This is a genomic window from Mesorhizobium sp. GW821-FHT07A06 (assembly GCF_059419085.1).
The window spans coordinates 103,160-121,483 of record NZ_JBWKRC010000010.1 but is presented as its reverse complement, the minus strand read 5'-3'; the positions used below and the strand labels follow the sequence as shown (position 1 = coordinate 121,483).

19 protein-coding genes are annotated in these 18,324 nt (G+C 63.4%); 7 read left to right on the top strand and 12 right to left on the bottom strand.

The window, feature by feature from the left end:
• Positions 1 to 126: 126 nt before the first annotated feature.
• Both AC07SZ_RS26565 and AC07SZ_RS26560 read right to left on the bottom strand, forming a co-directional pair.
• Entirely contained in the window at positions 127 to 465 is a 339-nt protein-coding gene (locus AC07SZ_RS26565; RefSeq protein WP_019863811.1) for a metal-sulfur cluster assembly factor, read from the bottom strand.
• Between the two features lie 63 nt (positions 466 to 528).
• The gene (locus AC07SZ_RS26560; RefSeq protein WP_019863812.1) at positions 529 to 780 is read right to left on the bottom strand and encodes a DUF2249 domain-containing protein; all 252 of its coding nucleotides are present in this window, start codon (positions 778 to 780) and stop codon (positions 529 to 531) included.
• Positions 781 to 1,022: 242 nt separating this feature from the next.
• On the opposite strand from AC07SZ_RS26560, the gene AC07SZ_RS26555 reads away from it, so the two are divergent.
• The 4 genes from AC07SZ_RS26555 to hemN all read left to right on the top strand — a co-directional run bounded on the left by AC07SZ_RS26555 (position 1,023) and on the right by hemN (position 3,981).
• Positions 1,023 to 1,451, top strand: a complete 429-nt coding sequence (locus AC07SZ_RS26555; RefSeq protein WP_027047887.1) for an Rrf2 family transcriptional regulator — start codon at positions 1,023 to 1,025, stop codon at positions 1,449 to 1,451.
• Positions 1,452 to 1,785: 334 nt separating this feature from the next.
• Positions 1,786 to 2,022 carry a hypothetical protein gene (locus tag AC07SZ_RS26550; protein WP_020629198.1) on the top strand — a complete coding sequence of 79 codons (237 nt, stop codon included), beginning with the start codon at positions 1,786 to 1,788 and terminating at the stop codon, positions 2,020 to 2,022.
• A 9-nt stretch (positions 2,023 to 2,031) separates the two neighbouring features.
• Positions 2,032 to 2,373: a ferredoxin FdxA gene (gene fdxA / locus AC07SZ_RS26545; RefSeq protein ID WP_019863815.1), complete on the top strand. Its 342-nt coding sequence runs from the start codon at positions 2,032 to 2,034 to the stop codon at positions 2,371 to 2,373.
• Between the two features lie 255 nt (positions 2,374 to 2,628).
• Positions 2,629 to 3,981: an oxygen-independent coproporphyrinogen III oxidase gene (gene hemN, locus AC07SZ_RS26540; RefSeq protein ID WP_019863816.1), complete on the top strand. Its 1,353-nt coding sequence runs from the start codon at positions 2,629 to 2,631 to the stop codon at positions 3,979 to 3,981.
• A 190-nt stretch (positions 3,982 to 4,171) separates the two neighbouring features.
• Here the strand turns inward: hemN and AC07SZ_RS26535 are convergent, their stop codons facing one another.
• From AC07SZ_RS26535 to AC07SZ_RS26505, 7 genes are read right to left on the bottom strand one after another with little or no spacing between them, the layout of a single operon-like run.
• Complete coding sequence (locus AC07SZ_RS26535; protein ID WP_245278392.1) at positions 4,172 to 5,152, bottom strand: FAD:protein FMN transferase; 981 nt, start codon at positions 5,150 to 5,152, stop codon at positions 4,172 to 4,174.
• Between the two features lie 16 nt (positions 5,153 to 5,168).
• Positions 5,169 to 5,711 (bottom strand): nitrous oxide reductase accessory protein NosL, encoded by a 543-nt coding sequence (locus tag AC07SZ_RS26530; RefSeq protein WP_019863819.1) that lies wholly within the window; start codon positions 5,709 to 5,711, stop codon positions 5,169 to 5,171.
• Entirely contained in the window at positions 5,708 to 6,538 is an 831-nt protein-coding gene (locus AC07SZ_RS26525) for an ABC transporter permease (RefSeq protein ID WP_019863820.1), read from the bottom strand. The genes AC07SZ_RS26530 and AC07SZ_RS26525 overlap by 4 nt, the downstream gene beginning before the upstream one ends.
• Complete coding sequence (locus AC07SZ_RS26520; protein ID WP_019863822.1) at positions 6,535 to 7,452, bottom strand: ABC transporter ATP-binding protein; 918 nt, start codon at positions 7,450 to 7,452, stop codon at positions 6,535 to 6,537. Before AC07SZ_RS26520 ends, AC07SZ_RS26525 begins: the two co-directional genes overlap by 4 nt.
• Positions 7,449 to 8,804, bottom strand: coding sequence for a nitrous oxide reductase family maturation protein NosD (locus AC07SZ_RS26515; protein WP_019863823.1), 1,356 nt, complete (start codon positions 8,802 to 8,804; stop codon positions 7,449 to 7,451). Before AC07SZ_RS26515 ends, AC07SZ_RS26520 begins: the two co-directional genes overlap by 4 nt.
• A gap of 36 nt (positions 8,805 to 8,840) precedes the next feature.
• Positions 8,841 to 10,766: a TAT-dependent nitrous-oxide reductase gene (nosZ, locus tag AC07SZ_RS26510; protein WP_019863824.1), complete on the bottom strand. Its 1,926-nt coding sequence runs from the start codon at positions 10,764 to 10,766 to the stop codon at positions 8,841 to 8,843.
• A 24-nt stretch (positions 10,767 to 10,790) separates the two neighbouring features.
• On the bottom strand, positions 10,791 to 13,133 hold the full coding sequence (locus AC07SZ_RS26505; protein ID WP_019863825.1) for a NosR/NirI family protein: 2,343 nt from the start codon (positions 13,131 to 13,133) through the stop codon (positions 10,791 to 10,793).
• Positions 13,134 to 13,333: 200 nt separating this feature from the next.
• Here AC07SZ_RS26505 and AC07SZ_RS26500 point away from each other — a divergent pair, with 200 nt between their 5' ends.
• The 3 genes from AC07SZ_RS26500 to AC07SZ_RS26490 all read left to right on the top strand — a co-directional run bounded on the left by AC07SZ_RS26500 (position 13,334) and on the right by AC07SZ_RS26490 (position 15,834).
• The gene (locus AC07SZ_RS26500; RefSeq protein ID WP_494916541.1) at positions 13,334 to 14,140 is read left to right on the top strand and encodes a ferritin family protein; all 807 of its coding nucleotides are present in this window, start codon (positions 13,334 to 13,336) and stop codon (positions 14,138 to 14,140) included.
• Between the two features lie 281 nt (positions 14,141 to 14,421).
• Positions 14,422 to 14,865: a pseudoazurin gene (locus AC07SZ_RS26495; protein WP_019863827.1), complete on the top strand. Its 444-nt coding sequence runs from the start codon at positions 14,422 to 14,424 to the stop codon at positions 14,863 to 14,865.
• A gap of 264 nt (positions 14,866 to 15,129) precedes the next feature.
• On the top strand, positions 15,130 to 15,834 hold the full coding sequence (locus AC07SZ_RS26490; RefSeq protein ID WP_019863828.1) for a Crp/Fnr family transcriptional regulator: 705 nt from the start codon (positions 15,130 to 15,132) through the stop codon (positions 15,832 to 15,834).
• Here the strand turns inward: AC07SZ_RS26490 and AC07SZ_RS26485 are convergent.
• The 3 genes from AC07SZ_RS26485 to AC07SZ_RS26475 form a co-directional block, all read right to left on the bottom strand.
• Positions 15,800 to 16,051, bottom strand: coding sequence for a DUF1858 domain-containing protein (locus AC07SZ_RS26485; RefSeq protein WP_080643901.1), 252 nt, complete (start codon positions 16,049 to 16,051; stop codon positions 15,800 to 15,802). The two genes, AC07SZ_RS26490 and AC07SZ_RS26485, sit on opposite strands and share 35 nt — an antisense overlap.
• A 92-nt stretch (positions 16,052 to 16,143) precedes the next feature.
• Positions 16,144 to 16,665 (bottom strand): DUF2249 domain-containing protein, encoded by a 522-nt coding sequence (locus tag AC07SZ_RS26480; protein ID WP_027047890.1) that lies wholly within the window; start codon positions 16,663 to 16,665, stop codon positions 16,144 to 16,146.
• A gap of 23 nt (positions 16,666 to 16,688) precedes the next feature.
• Positions 16,689 to 18,050 (bottom strand): hypothetical protein, encoded by a 1,362-nt coding sequence (locus tag AC07SZ_RS26475; RefSeq protein ID WP_027047891.1) that lies wholly within the window; start codon positions 18,048 to 18,050, stop codon positions 16,689 to 16,691.
• Positions 18,051 to 18,324 lie beyond the last annotated feature (274 nt).

Below are 18,324 nucleotides of genomic sequence, written 5' to 3'. Positions count from 1 at the left end.
ATGGCCGGCTTTGCCAGCAACTCGAGGCTGGCGACCGGATGCCCGGCGAGCCATCGACCCGTCGGACTGTCGGCATCGCACCACCTTGGCTTGCCCAGACACGATCCCGGCAAATGCAGACATCGCTCACCACTCGCCGTCATCGGCGATGCGGAGGTGGCGTTTGGCCTCGATGCTCATCTTCTGCGGCGACCAGGGCGGTTCATAGGTCAGCGTGACGTCGACGAATTGGACGCCTGGAACGCTCCATGCAGCGTCGCTTGCCCCCTCCTTCATGTAGTTGGTGGCGGGGCAACCGCGTGTCGTGGTGGTCATCACGATGTTGACGACACCGCCGTCGTTGACCAGGACAGCGTAGACAAGCCCCAGGTCGACGATGTTGTAGCCGAGTTCCGGATCGATCACGAGGCGAAGCGCCTGCTTGACCTTCGCGTCGTCCAGCGGCGATTCTGCTGCAGCCGTCATGTCACGGTCCCCGCATACGCCAGACGCAGAGTCGGCGCGCGGCTTGTTGGTTGCGATGCCCGGTCACGCCTTCGAGAGGCGGCCGATCTCGACGCGCCAGACCGGTCCCCTTTCGAGATAGGTCCAGGAGAACTGGTGCGGATGTTCTGCCTCCAGCTGGTAGTAGAGGGGTTTTGGATCATGATCGTTGACGAGGATGAACCTCCCGCCGGGCACAAGCTGATCGACAAGCTCGAAAATCTTCTGGTGCCTCTGCATCGGCACCAGGTTGCGGACATCGATTTGGTTTGTTTCTGCTTGCGTCGTCAACGCCATTGAACAGTTCCTTTGGTTTTGGCGAGCAGCGGACATCCAATCTCGACCCAGACCACCGTCGTGGCGAGGCAACTTGCGCTGCACCGATGGGCATCGATAATCGACCCATAAAGATATATTGTCAATATATGTTTAAGTCAGAACCCCCGGGAGTTGGCGGCCTTGCAAAAGATACTCACACACCGCATTTTCCGGGCGTTGATCGCCAGATGGTGCTATGGGCGGGCCCAAGAGGGTTTTGGATGAGACTGACAGATTTCTCCGACTACTCGCTGCGATTGCTCATGTACGCTGCGGCCAGGGCCGGGCAGCTGGTCACTATCGAGGAAACCGCTCAGGTATATGGAATTTCCCGCGCCCACCTCATGAAGGTGGCCAACCAGCTGACCCGCGCCGGCTTCCTGAAGGCCGTGCGCGGTCGCTCTGGCGGCCTCGCGCTCGCCAGGCCGCCAGCGCAAATCCGATTGAGCGACGTCTTGCGCGCGACCGAGCCCGATTTTGCGCTGGTCGAGTGCTTCAGAAGCGATAATCGCTGTCTGATCACCCCGCGTTGTCGCCTGCGTGGCATGCTGAAGGAGGCTCTCGGCGCCTTCACGGGCACGCTTGACCGCTACACCTTGGCTGACCTTCTGCTCAGTCCCGAGGACTTCGGCATCCAGCCGGCGGCCTGAGGGCCGGCGACGCTCGCCGCTTCACCGGGTCGCACCGTTTTCCCTTGCTGGGTCCTGTCAAAATAGATACATTGAAAATGTATCTTTTATCTCAGCTGATGGTGATCACCTTGCCAGCCTGTTTCATCGGTCACACGTTGCGTGCCCTTCGAGGAGTCTTGCCAGCGTTGACCCGCTCGACCCTCACCTGCCGCCTGTCACGCCAGGAGCGGCTCGGCCTGATCTTCTCGGCGATTGAACACTGTGGCGCCGACTGCCCGCCCTGCGCAATCTGGGCGCTTGAGCAAGAAGATCCGCGGCGGCTATGGCTGAACCAACCGAAAGGAGATTTGCCATGCTGAGCAATTCGCACCGTTGCGGTCAGCCCGCGGATACAGCGGAGCGCGCTTGTCTCGAAGCCTTGGTTCGCGCGGATTATGACCGCGGCCATACTGGTGCAACATTCGACGACATGAAGCGCCGCATGTCCTTTTCCAGGGAGGATCAAGGCCTCTACCGCGACTGGATGGCCCTTGCCGCCGCACGCGACGCAACCGCGCGTGCGGCTAGACCGAGCCCGATTGCCGCCTGAGGATCTCGCATGACCTACGTCGTCACGGACAATTGCATCAAGTGCAAATACATGGACTGCGTCGAAGTGTGTCCTGTGGACTGCTTCTACGAAGGCGAGAACATGCTCGTCATCCATCCCGACGAGTGCATTGACTGCGGCGTCTGCGTCCCTGAATGTCCAGCGGAAGCAATCTTCCCGGATACCGACCCCTCCGCCACCCCGGCCTGGCTCGACCTCAATCGCGAATATGCGTCGTCCTGGCCCAATATAACGCGCAAGAAGATACCGCCCGCCGACGCGAACGTCTGGGACGGAGTACCCGGAAAATTCGACGCCCATTTCAGCGGCAAACCCGGTGAGGGCGATTGATCCGGTGTTCACCGATCATGGCCGTCGACGGTGCCGGCAAGTGAATCTCGGCCGACCGCTCGGGCAGCCGCAGCCGGACTGGCCCGCAGCTTCGATTTCTATACTCGCTGCGAATTCGACGCCGCCACCCTCATCGATGCGCGCACAACCGCTCCGCAGCAACGCCTTCCCAGATGCAAGACATTTGCCATTGCGCAAAGAAGCCGGCCTGGAAATCGACAAGTGTCCCATGCTTCAACGGAGGCGAGCAAAGGCGTGAAACTGTCTGTTCTGCAGAAATATGGTGAGGCGCGTCTGCCGCGCTATACCAGCTACCCTCCGTCGCCGGCGTTCTCGCCTTCGGTAGACGTGGACAGCTATGCAAGCTGGCTGTCGAACCTGCCGCGAGGCGCTCCAGCTTCGCTCTACCTGCATATACCCTTCTGCCGCTCGATGTGCTGGTATTGCGGCTGTCACACCACCGCCACCGCCAAAGATCGGCCGATTGCTGAATATCTGGACTTGCTGCGCAGTGAGATACAGATGGTCGCCGTGGAGGCGGCGCAGCCGCTTCAGGTCGAGAGGGTCCACTTCGGCGGCGGTACTCCCACCATCATCGCGCCAGCGGATTTCGTCGCACTGACGGATCTCCTTCGCGATCGCTTCGCTTTTGCCGAAACCGCCGAAATTGCGGTCGAGATCGATCCGCGCACGCTCACGATCGAGATGGCGGGCGCCTTGGGCGGCGCGGGCGCCGGGCGCGCCAGCCTGGGCGTACAGAGCTTCGACCCGGTGGTCCAAAGAGCGGTGAATCGAATCCAAAGCGAGGAGACAACACTGGCAGCGGTCGACCGCCTGCGCCAGTCCGGCGTAAGCAACATCAATTTCGACCTGATCTACGGCCTGCCTCACCAGACGGTCCGATCCTGTATCGACACGGCCAAAGTCGCTGGCGCCATGCGGCCTGACCGGCTTGCCGTGTTCGGCTACGCCCACGTGCCGTCCTTCAAGAAGCACCAGCGCATGATCAAGGAAGCGACCCTGCCGGATGGCGTCGCTCGCATGGAGCAGTCGCAGGCCATAGCCGAAACGCTCGTTGCCGCGGGCTACGTTCAGATCGGGCTGGATCATTTTGCGCTGCCCGAAGACGATCTCACGTGGTCGCAGGCTAGGGGAAAGCTGCGGCGCAACTTCCAAGGCTACACCACCGACAATTGTGAGACGCTGGTCGGCTTCGGCGCCTCCGCTATTGGCCACACCCGCGACGGTTACGTCCAGAACCAGGTTGGCCTCGGCTTCTATGCTGCTTCGGTCGCTTCCGGGCGGCTGGCGACCGCCAGGGGCTACCGGCTGACCGATGAGGACCGCCTGCGCGCGGAGATCATCGAGCGTCTGATGTGCGACTTCACGGTCGACGTGCGGGAGGTTTGCGCGCGCCATGGATTTGATCCGGCCGTGCTGCTTGCCGACAATAGAAGGCTTGCCGAACTCACCGATGAGGGCATCATCGGCGTCGCCGAAGGCATCATCCGGGTACCGCACGATCACCGATTCCTGGTCCGCGCGGCCGCGGCTGCTTTCGACGCTTATCTCCTTCGGTCGAGCCGAGGCCACAGTCAGGCCGCCTGAGCGTTGGCAATCAAGGCACGGATCCTGGAGCGGTTAACCGTTCAGGCATGACGACCGCGCCAGCAAGCATTCCCGGGCGCTGGCCGACCCAAATCGCGGTCGCCCGTTGAGCGGCCTGCGTGCTTCTAGGAATGGCGCGTGAGGGAGGCCAAGCGCATCGGTGCCGGCCGCTACGTTCCGATGGGCCTTCTCATGCCCTGATACGAGTCCATTCACCTTCATGCGACAGGATATGAACCTCGACGCCGGCGTTGCCGCGGACCGCGGCCGCGATCCCGGCCGCGTCCATCAGATTGAAGGCGGTTGACAGAGCGTCCGCCAGTGCCGCCTGCCCGGCCACCACGGTAACGCTGGCATGGCGCTGGGGCGTCGCGCCGCTGCGTGGATCGATAATGTGGCTGAACCTGCCTTCCGCGTCGAAGCGGAAGCCGAACGGGCTCGACGTGGCAACCGCGCGATCCTCCACTTCGAGAACCTCGACGAGGCGGGCCGAGTCGAGCGGATCGGAGACGCCAACGCGCCACGGCCGGTCGCCGGGCGCCGAACCGATAGCTCGGCTTTCGCCCATGTCTACCATGGAGCGCTCGACGCCGCCGGCCTTCAGCAGATCGACCACCCTGTCGGTGACGTAGCCCTGAGCGATGCCGTTGAGCGTCAGTGCCGCGCCTGGCACCGACAGGTCTATCCGGCTGCCTGAGCAGGCGACCCGGTCAAGGCCGACGCGGCCAACGCATTCGCGCACAATCTGCGCCGAAGGCCCCTCTTCGGCGGCGCCGGGCGTGGAGAAATGGCGGCGGTAGGCGTCCCACAGCGGCTGTACCGTGGGATCGAAGGCGCCCCCCGTGAGCGTCCAGACGTCTCGGCTCTGTCGCAATATGTCCACCATCTCTCGCGGCGGCGCGACGAGAAAGCGCTGATGGTTAAGGCGCGTCAGGTCTGAATCGTCCATGTAGAGGCTGAAGATGCGCTCCAGTCGGCGCAGCTCCGCGACGACGTCGCGGCTCAGCTTCAGTGCCATGGCGCGGTCGGGATGATGGATGACGAGCGAGGCCTGCGCACCCATCGCCTCGCCCTGCCAGGTCACGCCTTCCTGGGCAGCCTTGCCATGCGGTGGCAGGAGCGCCATGCCGGCCGCGGCGGCGCTGATGGCGATCATGCGACGTCTGGTCATTGTTGCAGAAATCATGTCAATCGACCTCCCTGGCGGACTGTTTCGACGTCTCGCCGCCGCTGGCCTGCTCGTCCAATATGTAGTCGCGCGGAACGGCGTCGAAGCCGACCACCCTGCCGCCATGGTCGCCGGCGAAGGCCCTCGCCGCCGCCTCCGACGAGAAGGGCACGGCTTCGGCCGCTCCCATGCCGCCTTTGCGATCGCTGCCGACGACGAAGAAGGCCTTGCGGGCGTCAACCCAGTTGTCCGCACCGGGCTTCTCCCAGCTTGCCGCCTTGGCCATGTCGGAAACATAGATAGCCCTTATGTCCTTGGGCTCCTCCGGCAACATGGTGAAGGCGATCGTATCGCGCGCCGAGGAGAACCAGATCGGCTCGTCGTATCTGGCGAGGATGACTTGCCCCTTCGGCCCGGCATGTTCGAGGATGTTCATGCCGCAATAGCGGCCCATCGCCTCCTCCGTCATGGCGAAGGGGGCGGGGGGCGGCTCCGGCGCGCGCTGACAGGCGCCGATCGCGAGCAGGCTTGCGAGCAGGCCTATCTTCAGATGTGGCTTCACAGTTCCCTCCGCGAGAAGGCGAGTGCGGCAAGCGCCATCGGCCCGGCAACCCATGCTCCGAGCGTCGCGATCAGCGCCATGGGCGCCAAGGCGACACTCTGCACGCTCCCCGCCATGCCCGAGGCAGCGGCGATCTCGGTCGAGCCGGAGAGATTGAGGATGCGGTAAGCATCGGTAGGATTGAACAGGAGCAACGCATTCAGCGCGCCTCCGCTGACATAGTGACCCTGGTCGGCGACCAGAATCCCCAGCAGAGCCATGTCGTAGATGACCACGAAGACCAGCCATATGCCAATGGCGATGCCGGCGGCTGTGCCACGGTCGCGCGCCAGCGCGCTGACCAGATAACCGATCGCCACGAAGACGGCGCCCAGCAGCACCGACGACGCCGTCATCGTCGCGAACGCCGTCCAGTTTTGCCCGCCAGTCCCCTTGTCCGTCGCCACCAGCGCCAGTGCGGCAAGCCCGTAGCCGACGCAGGTGGCGAAAGCCAATATCGCGAGATGGCCCAGGAACTTGCCGAGCAGCACCTGACCGCGACGGACCGGATAGGAAAGCAGCAGCGTCATGGTGCCTCGCTCAATCTCACCGACGATGGCATCGTGGGAAATCAGCAGGGCGATCAGCGGCACGACGAAGATGGTCAGGCTGGCGAGACTGATCACCACGACATCCAGCGCGCCCGCGCCGACGGTGCCGGCAGGCGCGCTGCCGAGGAAGACCAGCGTCAGCGCCAGAGCTGCCAGAAGCCCCGTGGCGGCGATCACCCAGCGGTTGCGCAGGCCTTCGCGCACCTCCTTGGCCGAGAGCAGTAGGATCGCCTTCATTTGGATGCCCTCCCCGCGAGGAAATGTGCATAGAGTTCATCAAGGCCGGGCGGCACCATGTCGAGATCCTCGAAGGGGGCGCCCTCGCCCGCGGCCCGGCGCAGGAAGGCGGCCTTGTCCTCAGGCGAGGCGTCGATCTCGACGATGTGACCGTTGATCTGCCTGAGGCCTTTCGGCCCTCCCATCCATTCCCTCAGGCGCCGCGCGCCACCTTCGCCGGCCGTGAGACGGATTCTCGTCGGCAGTCGTGCGATGCGGCGCAATTCGTCCAGCGAGCCATCGGCGATCTTTCGGCCATCGTTGAGGATGACGACACGGCCGGCATTGCCTTCCAGCTCGTTCAGCGCATGGGAAGACAGAAGCACGGTCGTCCCTGCCGCCTGCATCTCGCGGACGATCCCATAGAACTGCTGGCGCAGTTCAGGGTCGAGCCCGGTGGTCGGCTCATCCAGCAAAAGCACCGCGGGGCTGCCGATCATTGCCTGCGCCAGTCCCAGCCGCTGGCGCATTCCCTTGGAATACGTGCCAATGCGTCGGTTGGCGGCATGGGCAAGGCCGATCCGCTGCAGCAGCGCGTCAGCCTCCTTTGGCTGGCCGCCCTTGAGCTGGACATAGAAGCGCAGCGTCTCGCGACCCGTAAGGGCCGGATTGAAGGAGACATTCTCGGGAAGGTAGCCGAGACGCCTGCGAACGGTCACGTCTCCGGCGGCCGGGTCCTGCCCGAGCACGCGGACCGAGCCCGAAGTGGGCCGCGCAAGCCCGAGCATGAGCTTGATGAGCGTGGTCTTGCCAGCGCCATTGTGGCCCACGAGGGCGATGACCTCGCCTGCGTCGGCGGCAAAGGAGACGCCGTCGACCGCCCTGACTGAACCATAGTGCCGTGCGACTGCGTCGAGCTCGATGTTGAAGCTCATGGTCTTTTCCTTCCCTCGATGCCGTCGGGCTCCATGAGCGGATGGCTGTCCATCACGCCGCCGGGGAATAGCCCCGGGAAGCGCGCCTGCGCCCAGCGGATCACCTGCACGGCCGGGCTGTTGACCAGCACCTTCGCCGCCGGCGTCTGCCACAGAACCCTGTCGATCACGTCGTTCGGCCGGTAAGGCTTGTCAGCGACGCCGTCGCCGTCAAGGTCGAAGGCCGGGTTGTCGCTCCAGTAGTTGCCACGACCGCCGCTTGACCAGTCGAGCGAGCGGGTGCCGACATACTTGACCTGATTGCGGTTGCGCACGAAGGCGTTGCCGGTCATGGTGTTGCCCTCCGAACCTGCCGTAAAGTGGACGCCGATCTCGCAACCCTCGAAGCGGTTGCCACTGAAGCGGTTCTTGTTGGCGTTGTAGATGAAGACACATTTTTCCGGGCCTATGCGCATGCCCGAAGTCGCCGCGACGACTGGTGCGGCGCTATCGGCGGCTGGCAGGTCCTGATCCGCGACGAAGCGTTGCCCGTTGCTGGTCCAGCGGCCGGCCGGCTGCGGGCCGCCGCGCACGACGTTGCCGCTGATCTCCGAACCATTGGCGTAATTGAACAGGAGGCCGTTGTCGCGATCGCCGTCGGACACATTGCCGGTGACCTTCAGGCCGTTCGAATACATGATTGCGTAGCCGACGATGTTGCCGGTCGACACGTTGTCGGCGATCACGCTGTCGTTGGTGTACATGTAGTGGACGCCGAAACGGAGGTTGGCGAAGGCGTTGCCTCTGAATTCGTTGTTCCTGCTGGCGTTGGCGAAAATGCCGTCGCGGCCGAAGCGGATGGTGTTTCCGATAACCTTCGCCCCCGGCGCGTTCCATACCGAGACGCCGCTGCCGGACCGGCTGGTGCGCCCCTCGCGCAGGCCCTCGATGCGATTGTTGCGCGCTACCGCGTCGCGCGCCCCGTGCAGATAGATGCCGTAGAGGTTGCCGACCACCGAATTGTTCTCGATCTGCGCCCGCGTCGCGGTCTCGGTGGCGAACACGCCCGCATCCATGGCGTCGAGGTCCATGCCGGAGCCTTCGATCTCAAGGCCACGCACAGCCGCATCGGGCGCCAGCAGCGTCACCACGCTGCCCTGCCCGTTGCCCTTCAGCGACGCGCCCGGGTCGCCCTGCAACGTCAGCGATTTGGCGATGACGACCGGCCCGCGATGCTCACCCGGCGCAAGACGCAGCACGTCGCCGGGCGCGGCGGCGTCCACCGCCGCCTGCATGGGCGCAGCACCCGCCGGCACGGCTATCTCGGCCGCGATGGCGGCGTGGTCGGAAATGGTGGCGAAAAACGCCACCATTCCCGTCACTGCCAGGCGCACGACGCGGAACACGTTCTAGACGCCTTGTGGCTCTACGAACATGCGGCCCTGCATCTCCATATGCATGGCGTGGCAGAACCATGAGCAATAGTACCAGTAGACGCCGGGCTTGCTTGCCTTGAACGTCACCGACGCCGTGGCGTGGGGGGCCACCTCCATGTTGATGCCGTAGTTGATGATGGCGAAGCCATGGGTGAGGTCCTCCACCTCGTCGATGTTGGTAACGTAGACCGTGACCTCGTCGCCCTGCTTGACGCTGAAGCTCTCCAACCCGAAGGCCGGCGCCGAGGACGTCATGTAAACGCGCACCTTGTTGCCGTCGCGGATCACCTCGCTGTCCACCATCAGGTCGATGCCGTCGGCCTTCGCCTGCTTGACCGCATCCTCGAAGAACGGATCGGCCCGGTCCCAGATGCTGATCGGGTTGATCTTCGAACGGTGGACGAGGGTGGCGTCGTGCGGCTCGGCGAAGCTCGGGCTGTCATGCACCAGCACCATCTGGTCACCGGAAATGTCGATGAGCTGGTCGTTCTCCGGCTTCAGCGGGCCGACGTTGAGGTAGCGGTCCTTGGAGAACTTGTTCAGCGAGATCAGCCACTTGCCGTCCGCCTCCTTGGTCTGGCCCATGGAGGAATGGTTGTGGCCGGGCTGATAGTGAACGTCGAGCTTCTGGCGGATCGGGTCGACCTTCTCGCCGGCGAAGGAGCGTTTGGCGTCCTCGATGTTCCACTTGCAGATCTGGCTGTCGATGAACAGCGTGGTGTAGGCGTTGCCGCGACCGTCATAGGCCGTGTGCAACGGCCCGAGCCCCAGTTCCGGCTCGGCCACCACCGTGTCGCGCGGCTTGATCTTGTCGTCGAAAAGGTCATCGAACTTGCGCACGTCGAACACCGTCACTGTCGGCGACAGCTTGCCGTTGGCCACCACATGGATGCCGTCCGGCGCGGTGTTGATGCCGTGCGGGCTGTTGGGCACCGGCACGTAGCGGGTGTAGGGTGAGCCGTGACGGCCGTCGATCACCGGCACGCCCCCCATTTCCTTGTAGTCCCCCCTCTTCACCGCGTCCTCGATGCGCTTCAGATTGAAGATCACGATCCAGTCCTGCTCCTTCGCCATCGACTGCTCGAGGTTGATGCCCTCCTCGGAATTGTAGCAGGTGGAGAAGGCGTACTTGCCCTTGTAGTCGGCGTCGACATTGTCGAGGTTGCCGTCCACCATCACCTGCCAGGCGACCTTCATCGTCTCGCCGTCCACGGCACTGAAAATGGAATGGTACTGCTTGCTGTCGTCCAGGATCTTGCCGTCATTGGGGATCGGCACACGGTCCTCGCCATTGCAGAACACGTAGCCGGTCTTGGGGTACTTCTGCACGCGCAAGCCGTGCACCGTATGCTGGTTCGGCAGCTGGATGATCTTGTCACACTTCATCACATCGAGCCGGATGCGGGCGACGCGCGTGTTGGCCTTGTCGTTCACGAACAAGTAGCGGCCGTCGTAGGTCCCGTCCGTTTGCGAGGGGTGGGGGTGATGCAGGTCGCCGTTGAGGTAGATGCCGCCGCGGTCCTTCAGGAACTCGACGGTCTCCGGCAGCAGACCCTCGGTCAGTATCTTGCGGCTCTCGTTGGTCAGACCCCAGCCGGTGGCGCTGCAGCGGTTGAAAACAGGGATGCGCATCATTTCGCGCATCGAGGGCGCGCCCATGATGCGGACCTCGCCCGTCTGGCCGCTGGAAAAGAACACGTAGTACTCGTCCAGCTCGCCGGGCTTGACCTCGAATTCCTGCTCGCCCTTCTCACTGGCCGCTGCCCGTGCAACCACGCCTCCGTTCAGCGCCAGTCCGCCGCCGACGCCGGCAGCCCCCGCCGCGGCGAGCGCGGCCGTCGTCCCCAGCAATTGGCGCCTGCTGAGGATCGTCTTTCTGTCCTGGTCTTCCTGCGACATGTCCTTCTCCTTTTGGTTGGCCTGTCAGCCTGTTGGATTTGTGTCGTTTTCGGGAACTTGTATCGGCAATCCCTTGTGCGTGATGACCGGCGGGCTTGCCGGCCCCTTGCCCGGCTTGGCGGGGGCTCGCGTTGTGGGCGAGGACAACGCCTCGAACTTCTCCCGCTTCAGCCGCACCTGGATCATGTGCGGACAGCGGTGGTCGTCGTGGTAGAGTTCCTGGCAGTGCATGCAGTAAATGCATTCGTTGACATTGATCTGGCCTTCGGGATGAATTGCCTGGACGGGGCATTCCTTAGCGCAGCGCTGGCATGGCGACCCGCATTCGGGATAGCGCTTCAGCCATTCGAACATGCGAATTCGGCCAGGAATGGCGAGGGCCGCGCCCAGCGGGCACAGGTACCGGCAGTAGAAGCGCTCGATGAAGAGGCTGGCTCCCAGCAGCGCCAGCGCGAAGACGACGAAAGGCCAGCCGCGTGCGAACTTCAGGATGATCGCCGTCTTGAACGGCTCGACCTCGGCGTAGGTCTCGGCCAGCGACACGGAATAAAGCGACAGACCGAACAGGCCGAGGAAGATCATGTACTTGATCGGCCACAGGCGTTCGTGCAGCCCGAAGGGCAGCTTGACCTGCGGGACTTTCAGCCATTGCGCGAGGTTGTTGGTCAGTTCTTGCAGCGCCCCGAACGGGCACAGCCAGCCGCAGAAAGGCCCCCTGCCCCAGAACAGCAGGCCGGTCGCCACCGCCCCCCATAGGACAAAGATGAGCGGCGCGGTAAGGAAGAACTCCCAGCGGAAGCCGGTCAACAGCGAATTGATGAAGGTCAGCACGTTGACGACGGAAAGCTGGGCGTTTGCGTACCAGCCGAGCCAGACCAGCGTAAACAGAAGGTAGCCGCGCCGCACCCAGGCGAACAGGCGTGGCCGACGCACCAGCCAGTTCTGGAAGAAGAAGATGGCGGTGAGCACCAGCAGGGCGACGACGGTGATGCCGATCTTGACGGTGTTCAGCTTCCAGATCTTCACCCACAGGGGTTCTTCGTTCGAGGAGCTCTGTCCGGTCTCGGCCGCCGCCTGCGCGACAGCCGCCGATCCGGGCGCGGCTGCTTGCGGTTCCTGAATGGGCTGTGTTGCCGGCGTCGGCGCCGTCGCCTTCAGGTAGCGGTCGGGCAAGGTGTAGCCGAGGTCGAAGGGCAAGGTCGCCTTGTCGCGAGCGCCATAGCTGCGCTGGACGAGCAGTTGCAGCTCCCACGGCTCGGACAGATCGAGCGAGAACTCGTCCGGCACCGTAAACAACGCGACCTCACGCAGGTGCGGCGCGCCCTTGGTCGCGATGTCGCCGAGACGCGTATGGTTGCGGTCGCGAAAGCGCACACCTTGCCCGTCCTGCAACAACTCGACGCGGTCGAAGATGCCGCCGCGCACATAGCCGGAGCCCTTGAAGGAATATGCCCCGTCTCCGGCCACCACGATCGCCTGTTGGCCGGGTTTGAGCGACTTCTGCAGACGCTCATAGGCGCTGTCGCCCAGGAGGCTGCGGCCGATGCTGGGCACGGAGACCGGCGCGACATAGAGGTCGATGAAACGATCGTCGGGATTGCCCGTCTCCGGCCGCGCGGCGGCCTCTGGATGGCCGGAATCGGCGAAGGCCTTGGTCACCTCGCCCACGGTCAGGCGCAGGCTGCGCACCGAGCCGTCGCCGAGCAAGGTGCTCCAGTCGTGGACTTCAGAAACGGACGTATCCACGGTTTTCGCAGGCGTGACTGGCGCGCCGGCGGCCACGGCTCCGGTTTCGGCCAGGCGGCCACTGCGAATCAGCTTGACGGCCGAGCGCACGACACTGTCGCTCATGACCAGCACCGTGACGGTGGCACCGCTGACAATGTCCACCTGCGGCAGCTGTTCCTGCCCTGCGGCGACCCGGCCAAGATCCTTGCCGATCAGCGAATTGAGCGCGGCGACCACCTTTTCCTGCGGGATGCCGATGAGGACGATGGGTTCCTTGTGTTCGACCAGCTTGATGCCACGGATGACGCCTTTGGGGTCGATGCCAACCAGGATGCGGATCGGTTTGCCCGAATAGCCTACCGCGCCGGAGAAGTCGGTGTTGAGATAGGCGTAGCCGACGGGTTTGCCGCCGGACAGGAGCGGCGCCAATGGTGGGCTTCCTGTCAGGTCGCCGTAGGCGTCCGCGCCTTGAATCAGCTCGCCCGGCTGCGTGCCGGACATAAAGTGCTGCAGGCTTTCGTCCGCACGACTCTGAGGCGCGGAAAGGGCGAGCAGCGTGAACGCAGCCAGCACGAACGCCAGTGCGCGCCGCGCGCCGGCGCCGACTTGGCGTGATACCGGTCGGTCGGTCTTGTCCATCAATGTGGGTGTCGGCATGCGCGTCCTCTCCCGGCCGCTTCGGGCGGAACCGGTCTCAGGACCACATGTGGGGGGTTTTGCCGGATCGTTCTTTGATCAAACGCAAACAAATGCACTGAGGAAGGCTGTAGGACTGAGCGCCTAAGCGCGAGAAGCCGTCCATGTCCCGTCTGACATCCGAACCGACGTCAATCCAATCGATGGACGAGCTTCTTGCCGTTGCGTTGGCGATGGAGAAGGAGTCCGCCGACCGCTACGCAGCCCTTGCCGAGCGCATGCGCTCGGTCGGCCGCCTGGAATTGGCCGAAGTATTCGATCGCCTCGTGCGCGAGGAGACCCGGCATATCGATATGGTTGTGAGTTGGTCGCGCCAGATCAGCCGACAGCCGCGAGAAGTCCTGCCGGCCGACGCCATGCCGCAGGACCTGTTTGACGATGAGGCAATAGGGGTTGTCTCGCCCGAACTTGTGGACGCCTACAGTTCTTTTGCGATCGCCGTCCGAAACGAGGAGCGCGCTTTCGCCTTCTGGTCCTATATTGCAGCCCATGGCGCGTCGCCGGAAATTCGCGAGGCCGCCGAGCAGATGGCGCGCGAAGAGCTTGAGCACGCGAAAACACTGCGGCGCGAGCGGCGGAAAGCCTTCTTCAAAGATCGGCGTCCGGGACCGGCAGCCACGGAACCCTACGATCTGCCCGGCCTGGAAATGGAGGTCTGCCAGCGCCTTGAGGACTATGCCGACAGGAACGAGGATCGAAGCGAATACCGTGATCTCGCCCTCGAGGCGCGCATGCTCTCACTTGATCTCGCGTCGGATCCTCTTCAGGATCCCCCGCACGCTGGACCGCCGCCGCCGAGATCCCTGGATGCGCTCTGCGAATGGTTGGCTGATTACTATATCGACGCCGGCGAGCACCTGCCCTCGCAGACCGCCCGGGACCGGGCGCAAGCCCTTGCCACCATCGCCGTCAAACGCCTGGCTGTCGTGCGGGCCCTTGCAATGAAATAGACGGGAACCTAGCCGTTTGCCTCGGGTCGTCGCCCATGTCGGCCAACCATTTGCCTCCAACAGGCGGCTTCCCGGGGGAGCCGAAGTCCCCACAGTCGCTCCTGGAACGGGCCCGCTTCCGTTGGCGCCACGCGTCCTCGCGTCGTTCGGGTTCATCCTTGACCGCCCAGCGAAAATAAATCGACAATCTTGCGACAGTTTGCGCTGCAACAAAGTGGACCCGCCTGGACCACGGTAGGGATCAGCCCATATTCATCCCGTAAGAACAAGGAAAGCAGATCATGAGATACGCAACCATCGCCGCGGCAGCATTCGCGACGCTTCTCGCCTCAAGCGCAGCCGAGGCCGCCGACCACCAGGTGCAACTGCTCAACAAGGGCGAGCATGGCGTCATGGTCTTCCAGCCGAATTATATTGAAGCAGCCCCTGGCGACACGGTGACTTTCGTGCCCACCGACAAAGGCCATGACGCGGCGAGCATCGACGGCATGATTCCAGATGGCGCGCAGCCCTTCAAGGGCGAGATCAGCAAGCCGATCACTGTCACGGTCGACAAGGAAGGGCTTTACGGCATCAAATGCGTTCCACACTACGGCATGGGCATGGTGGCGCTGATCGTCGTCGGCAAGCCCGTGAACCTGGAAAAAGCCAAGGCCGTCAAGCAGCCTGGCAAGGCCAAGACCGTTTTTGCCGATCTGTTGTCGAAGGTCCCGGCAGGCAACTGAGCCGGAACCCGCCAGCGTTTGGCCGCCGCCGGCTTATCGGCGGCGGCTTTTGTGTGCGTGTCGCCACCCCTAGGGGAATGCAAGATTGCGATCCCGCGCACGAGGCACCTAGCCGTTACCCTATCCTGGCTGGCCGAGTGCCCGCTCAACATCGCGGCGAACTCGGTTCCGGGTATTAGGCCGCAGCAGGAATGACTTGCGGCAAAAGGCTTTCGCGTGACATGTTGCTGGAGCCCAAAACATTGCACAGGCCGGAAAATAAAGATGAGTCGTCTTGACCGCTCGCTGATCGCCAGCCTGTCGGCGTTCCAGGGCCTGACCTCGGCTGAACTCGATCGCATGGTAAGCCAGGCGCGCTCGCTCCGCATCGCAAGGAACCGGGCAGTCTTCGAGCAGGAGGGGGATGCCCATTCCTTCTTCCTGTTGTTGGATGGCCATATCCGCGTCGTCAAAAGTACGTCAGAGGGCGGCGAGGTCACTGTACGCTACATCGGTCCTGGCGAACTGATGGGCATAGCCACGGCTCTTGGCCGCACGACCTATCCAGCCAGCGCCATCGCCGCGGTCGACTGTGTAGTGCTGGCGTGGCCTAGCAGCCTGTGGTCGGAATTCGCCTCCGCCTATCCAAGCTTTGGTGCCAGCACCTACCAGACCGTCGGCAACAGGCTGCAGGATGCCCACACGCGTGTGGTCGAAATGTCGACCGAGCACGTCGACCAGAGAGTGGCCCATGCCCTCCTCAAGCTGGTGAACCAGACGGGAAGAAAGACTCAGGAGGGTCTGATGATTGACTTTCCGATTTCACGCCGGGACATCGCCGAGATGACGGGAACGACGCTGCACACGGTTAGCCGCCTTATGAGCGCCTGGGAAGGAAAAGGACTGGTCAGAAGCGGCCGCCAGAAAGTGACTGTCGTGGAGCCGCATCGCCTGCTCATGCTGGCCGAAGGCCGGGCGCAGAAGACATAGGCGCCGCCGAATCGTCGGAGGATGCAGCGGCTTCCAGATCGCTGCGCAACAAATCTTCATCCAACTCGTGCTCGCGGGCGGCGTCAGAAACCGTGTGGAAAGATGCAATTGGACAACCAACGCACAGCATGCCGCTGCGAATGACCACGCGGATGGTCAGCGGCCATCTGCGCATGATCTGGTCCATGGTCATATCATCATCAATCAAGGATCGCATCGTATCCACTTCCGATGGTCAACCCTAAGGCAATGGACGGCGGCAGTTCTTTGCGCATCGACAAACTCCTGCGTGGAGCCAAAGTCATTCGCTCAGCCTCGCCGGATCACGACGCGATAGTGTCCGTCGGGCTCGACGGCTCCGCGCCAGAGATGGCCGCGCGCCTGCAGTTCCTCGAAAAGAAATAGAGGCTCCCGCGGCAGCAGTGCGGCAAGCGTTTGCCCGGGCGACAGCGCCTCGACCCCTTCCAGCGTCCGCACCATCGGCTCAGGAGGCTCGAGATCGCGATTGTCCAGTTCGACGACGGGTGCGGGCCACGTCTCACCGGTGAGGCTTCCATCAACTGCTGGCGCTGGTTGTGCTGCCACGGGGTACGGCTGCTGGCCGACCGGCGTGAAGATCACCTCCCAGTCGCCATTTCCGACCTCCCGCGCCGTCGGTTCAAAGCCACGACTGCCCAGGACATGAAACAGCGGGATCGGCTTGAAGGTTGCAAGCAGGCGCAGGCTCTGGCCGGGTGCGAGCGCCTCGAGCGCCGCCATGATGGCACTGAAAGGTTCCCCGCCTTCGCGCAGGATCGGCCTGACGTCGACATCGTAGTAAGGAAGAGTCATCGCTATCTCCAGTTCTTTCGCCGTCAATGCGGGGTAGGCAGGAAAAGTCGTGGCCGCGACGCGCCTTCGGGCAGGCGTTTATCGTCCTGGATGTTGGCGAGACGGCGCGCGAGGACGAGCTCGGCGACAATGGCCAGCGTTGCAAGCAGCGTTGCGGCGGCTGCGGCGCGAAACAAGCCAGGCTGTTCGACAAGCAAGGTTACCGTGCCAGCCAGCACGCCGAGGAAATAGAGCGCGAACCACATCCAGCCACGTCGTTCCGTGACGAGGTCCTGTACTCGCGGCGTCGGCTTTCTGCCCATGACCGGGCCATAGCATTCCAGCCAGGTGAGGAACGGGACTATCTTGTAGAGCTGCGAAAGTCCCAGCCCAGTTAGCCAGCCGAAGGCGACGAGATAGAGCAGCGCGCCGATATGGCGTTCGAGCGTTCCGGTCGCCAGCAGCGCAAGCAGCAGAATCGCTGACAAAGCGAGTGCCAGAAAGGCACCTTGGGCCGCGCGGCTGTTCAATTCGATGGTACGGCGCTTGCGGTGGCGGTAGAAGAAAGCAAGATCGAGGCCGTAAAGGACGAGGGCAGCCATCCCGAGTGCCACGGCCAGCCCCGTCGCCGGGCTGGCTGTGGCAGCAAGCCCCACTTTTTCCAAAAAGGCGGCGATTGGCGAGGCCAGCGCGATCAGGAGCAGTGCGACGACCCCGCTCCACCAGGACACACAACTGGTGGCGCGCTCCCGGTCCGGTGACAGCATGAACATGGGCAAAAGCCGGTAGGAAACGCCGATCGCCGTGAAGCTCAGCCATCCGCCAAGCCCGACGGCGATATGGACGGGAAGCGCCTGCATCCGGAAGTCGATCACGGCAAGCGCAGGAAGAAAGCCCGAGAGCAACAACGCGAAGAGCCCGCCGAGGATGGCCGTCACGAGCACACATACCAAGCCAACGGCAACGAAACGCGCGGGGAGCTGCAAGTTCGCGCGCCAGAGCGTAGCGCCCAGCACCCCGGCGACGAGCAGAAATCCGGCCGGCAGAAGCGCGCCTGCCAGAGCGAGCAGAGGAATACCGACATCGAAGACGCCGGCCAATTGCAGGAAACCCGCCAGAAGAAAGGCGAGCCCGGTCAAAAGACATATCAAGGCGGGCAGCACCAACCGTTCCCCGCGCAAAGGCTGCGCGATTAGCACCGGCACGAACTGAAACAGGGCGCCGCACATCAGCATGCTGAGCCAGCCGATCGTAACCATGTGCACGAGGACCAGCGTCTCGGGCGCCTCCGCCGCCACCGCAGGGAAGCCGTAGCCGGCGACCATCAACATCTGGGCACCGATAAGAAAGGCCAGCGCCACGGCGAAATATGACATTGTCCAGCGCGATAGCGCAGTGCCAACCATAGCCTTTTCCTCGCAGCGCCTTCATCACGGATAGCGCATCAAAACCGTCGAGACTCCGCCGGGGCTTTCCAGCAACGGATCCTTACTGGACTCCTCTTGCAGGAGGCCACTCAGGCCCAAAATCTAACTGGTCTGTCTCAATACACTTTGTCCAAACGCAAACTTGTTTGCGAGCAAAGCATTGTCTCTTCGACAGAAAGGGCGATCCCATCGGGCTAGCGCGACGCGCTGGTCTCGATATGGGCATCCCTCGATTTCGGACTGTCCGGCCAGA

Bases quoted from the DNA above. Each gene is read 5' to 3' on its own strand.
- AC07SZ_RS26560 (WP_019863812.1), bottom strand. From the start codon at position 780: ATGGCGTTGACGACGCAAGCAGAAACAAACCAAATCGATGTCCGCAAC.
- AC07SZ_RS26500 (WP_494916541.1), top strand. From the start codon at position 13,334: ATGGACGAGCTTCTTGCCGTTGCGTTGGCGATGGAGAAGGAGTCCGCC.
- AC07SZ_RS26490 (WP_019863828.1), top strand. From the start codon at position 15,130: ATGAGTCGTCTTGACCGCTCGCTGATCGCCAGCCTGTCGGCGTTCCAG.
- AC07SZ_RS26520 (WP_019863822.1), bottom strand. From the start codon at position 7,452: ATGAGCTTCAACATCGAGCTCGACGCAGTCGCACGGCACTATGGTTCA.
- AC07SZ_RS26550 (WP_020629198.1), top strand. From the start codon at position 1,786: ATGCTGAGCAATTCGCACCGTTGCGGTCAGCCCGCGGATACAGCGGAG.
- AC07SZ_RS26480 (WP_027047890.1), bottom strand. From the start codon at position 16,665: ATGACTCTTCCTTACTACGATGTCGACGTCAGGCCGATCCTGCGCGAA.
- AC07SZ_RS26505 (WP_019863825.1), bottom strand. From the start codon at position 13,133: ATGGACAAGACCGACCGACCGGTATCACGCCAAGTCGGCGCCGGCGCG.
- AC07SZ_RS26495 (WP_019863827.1), top strand. From the start codon at position 14,422: ATGAGATACGCAACCATCGCCGCGGCAGCATTCGCGACGCTTCTCGCC.
- AC07SZ_RS26555 (WP_027047887.1), top strand. From the start codon at position 1,023: ATGAGACTGACAGATTTCTCCGACTACTCGCTGCGATTGCTCATGTAC.
- AC07SZ_RS26515 (WP_019863823.1), bottom strand. From the start codon at position 8,804: ATGGTGGCGTTTTTCGCCACCATTTCCGACCACGCCGCCATCGCGGCC.
- AC07SZ_RS26525 (WP_019863820.1), bottom strand. From the start codon at position 6,538: ATGAAGGCGATCCTACTGCTCTCGGCCAAGGAGGTGCGCGAAGGCCTG.
- fdxA (WP_019863815.1), top strand. From the start codon at position 2,032: ATGACCTACGTCGTCACGGACAATTGCATCAAGTGCAAATACATGGAC.
- AC07SZ_RS26535 (WP_245278392.1), bottom strand. From the start codon at position 5,152: ATGACCAGACGTCGCATGATCGCCATCAGCGCCGCCGCGGCCGGCATG.
- AC07SZ_RS26565 (WP_019863811.1), bottom strand. From the start codon at position 465: ATGACGGCTGCAGCAGAATCGCCGCTGGACGACGCGAAGGTCAAGCAG.
- AC07SZ_RS26475 (WP_027047891.1), bottom strand. From the start codon at position 18,050: ATGGTTGGCACTGCGCTATCGCGCTGGACAATGTCATATTTCGCCGTG.
- AC07SZ_RS26485 (WP_080643901.1), bottom strand. From the start codon at position 16,051: ATGCGATCCTTGATTGATGATGATATGACCATGGACCAGATCATGCGC.
- nosZ (WP_019863824.1), bottom strand. From the start codon at position 10,766: ATGTCGCAGGAAGACCAGGACAGAAAGACGATCCTCAGCAGGCGCCAA.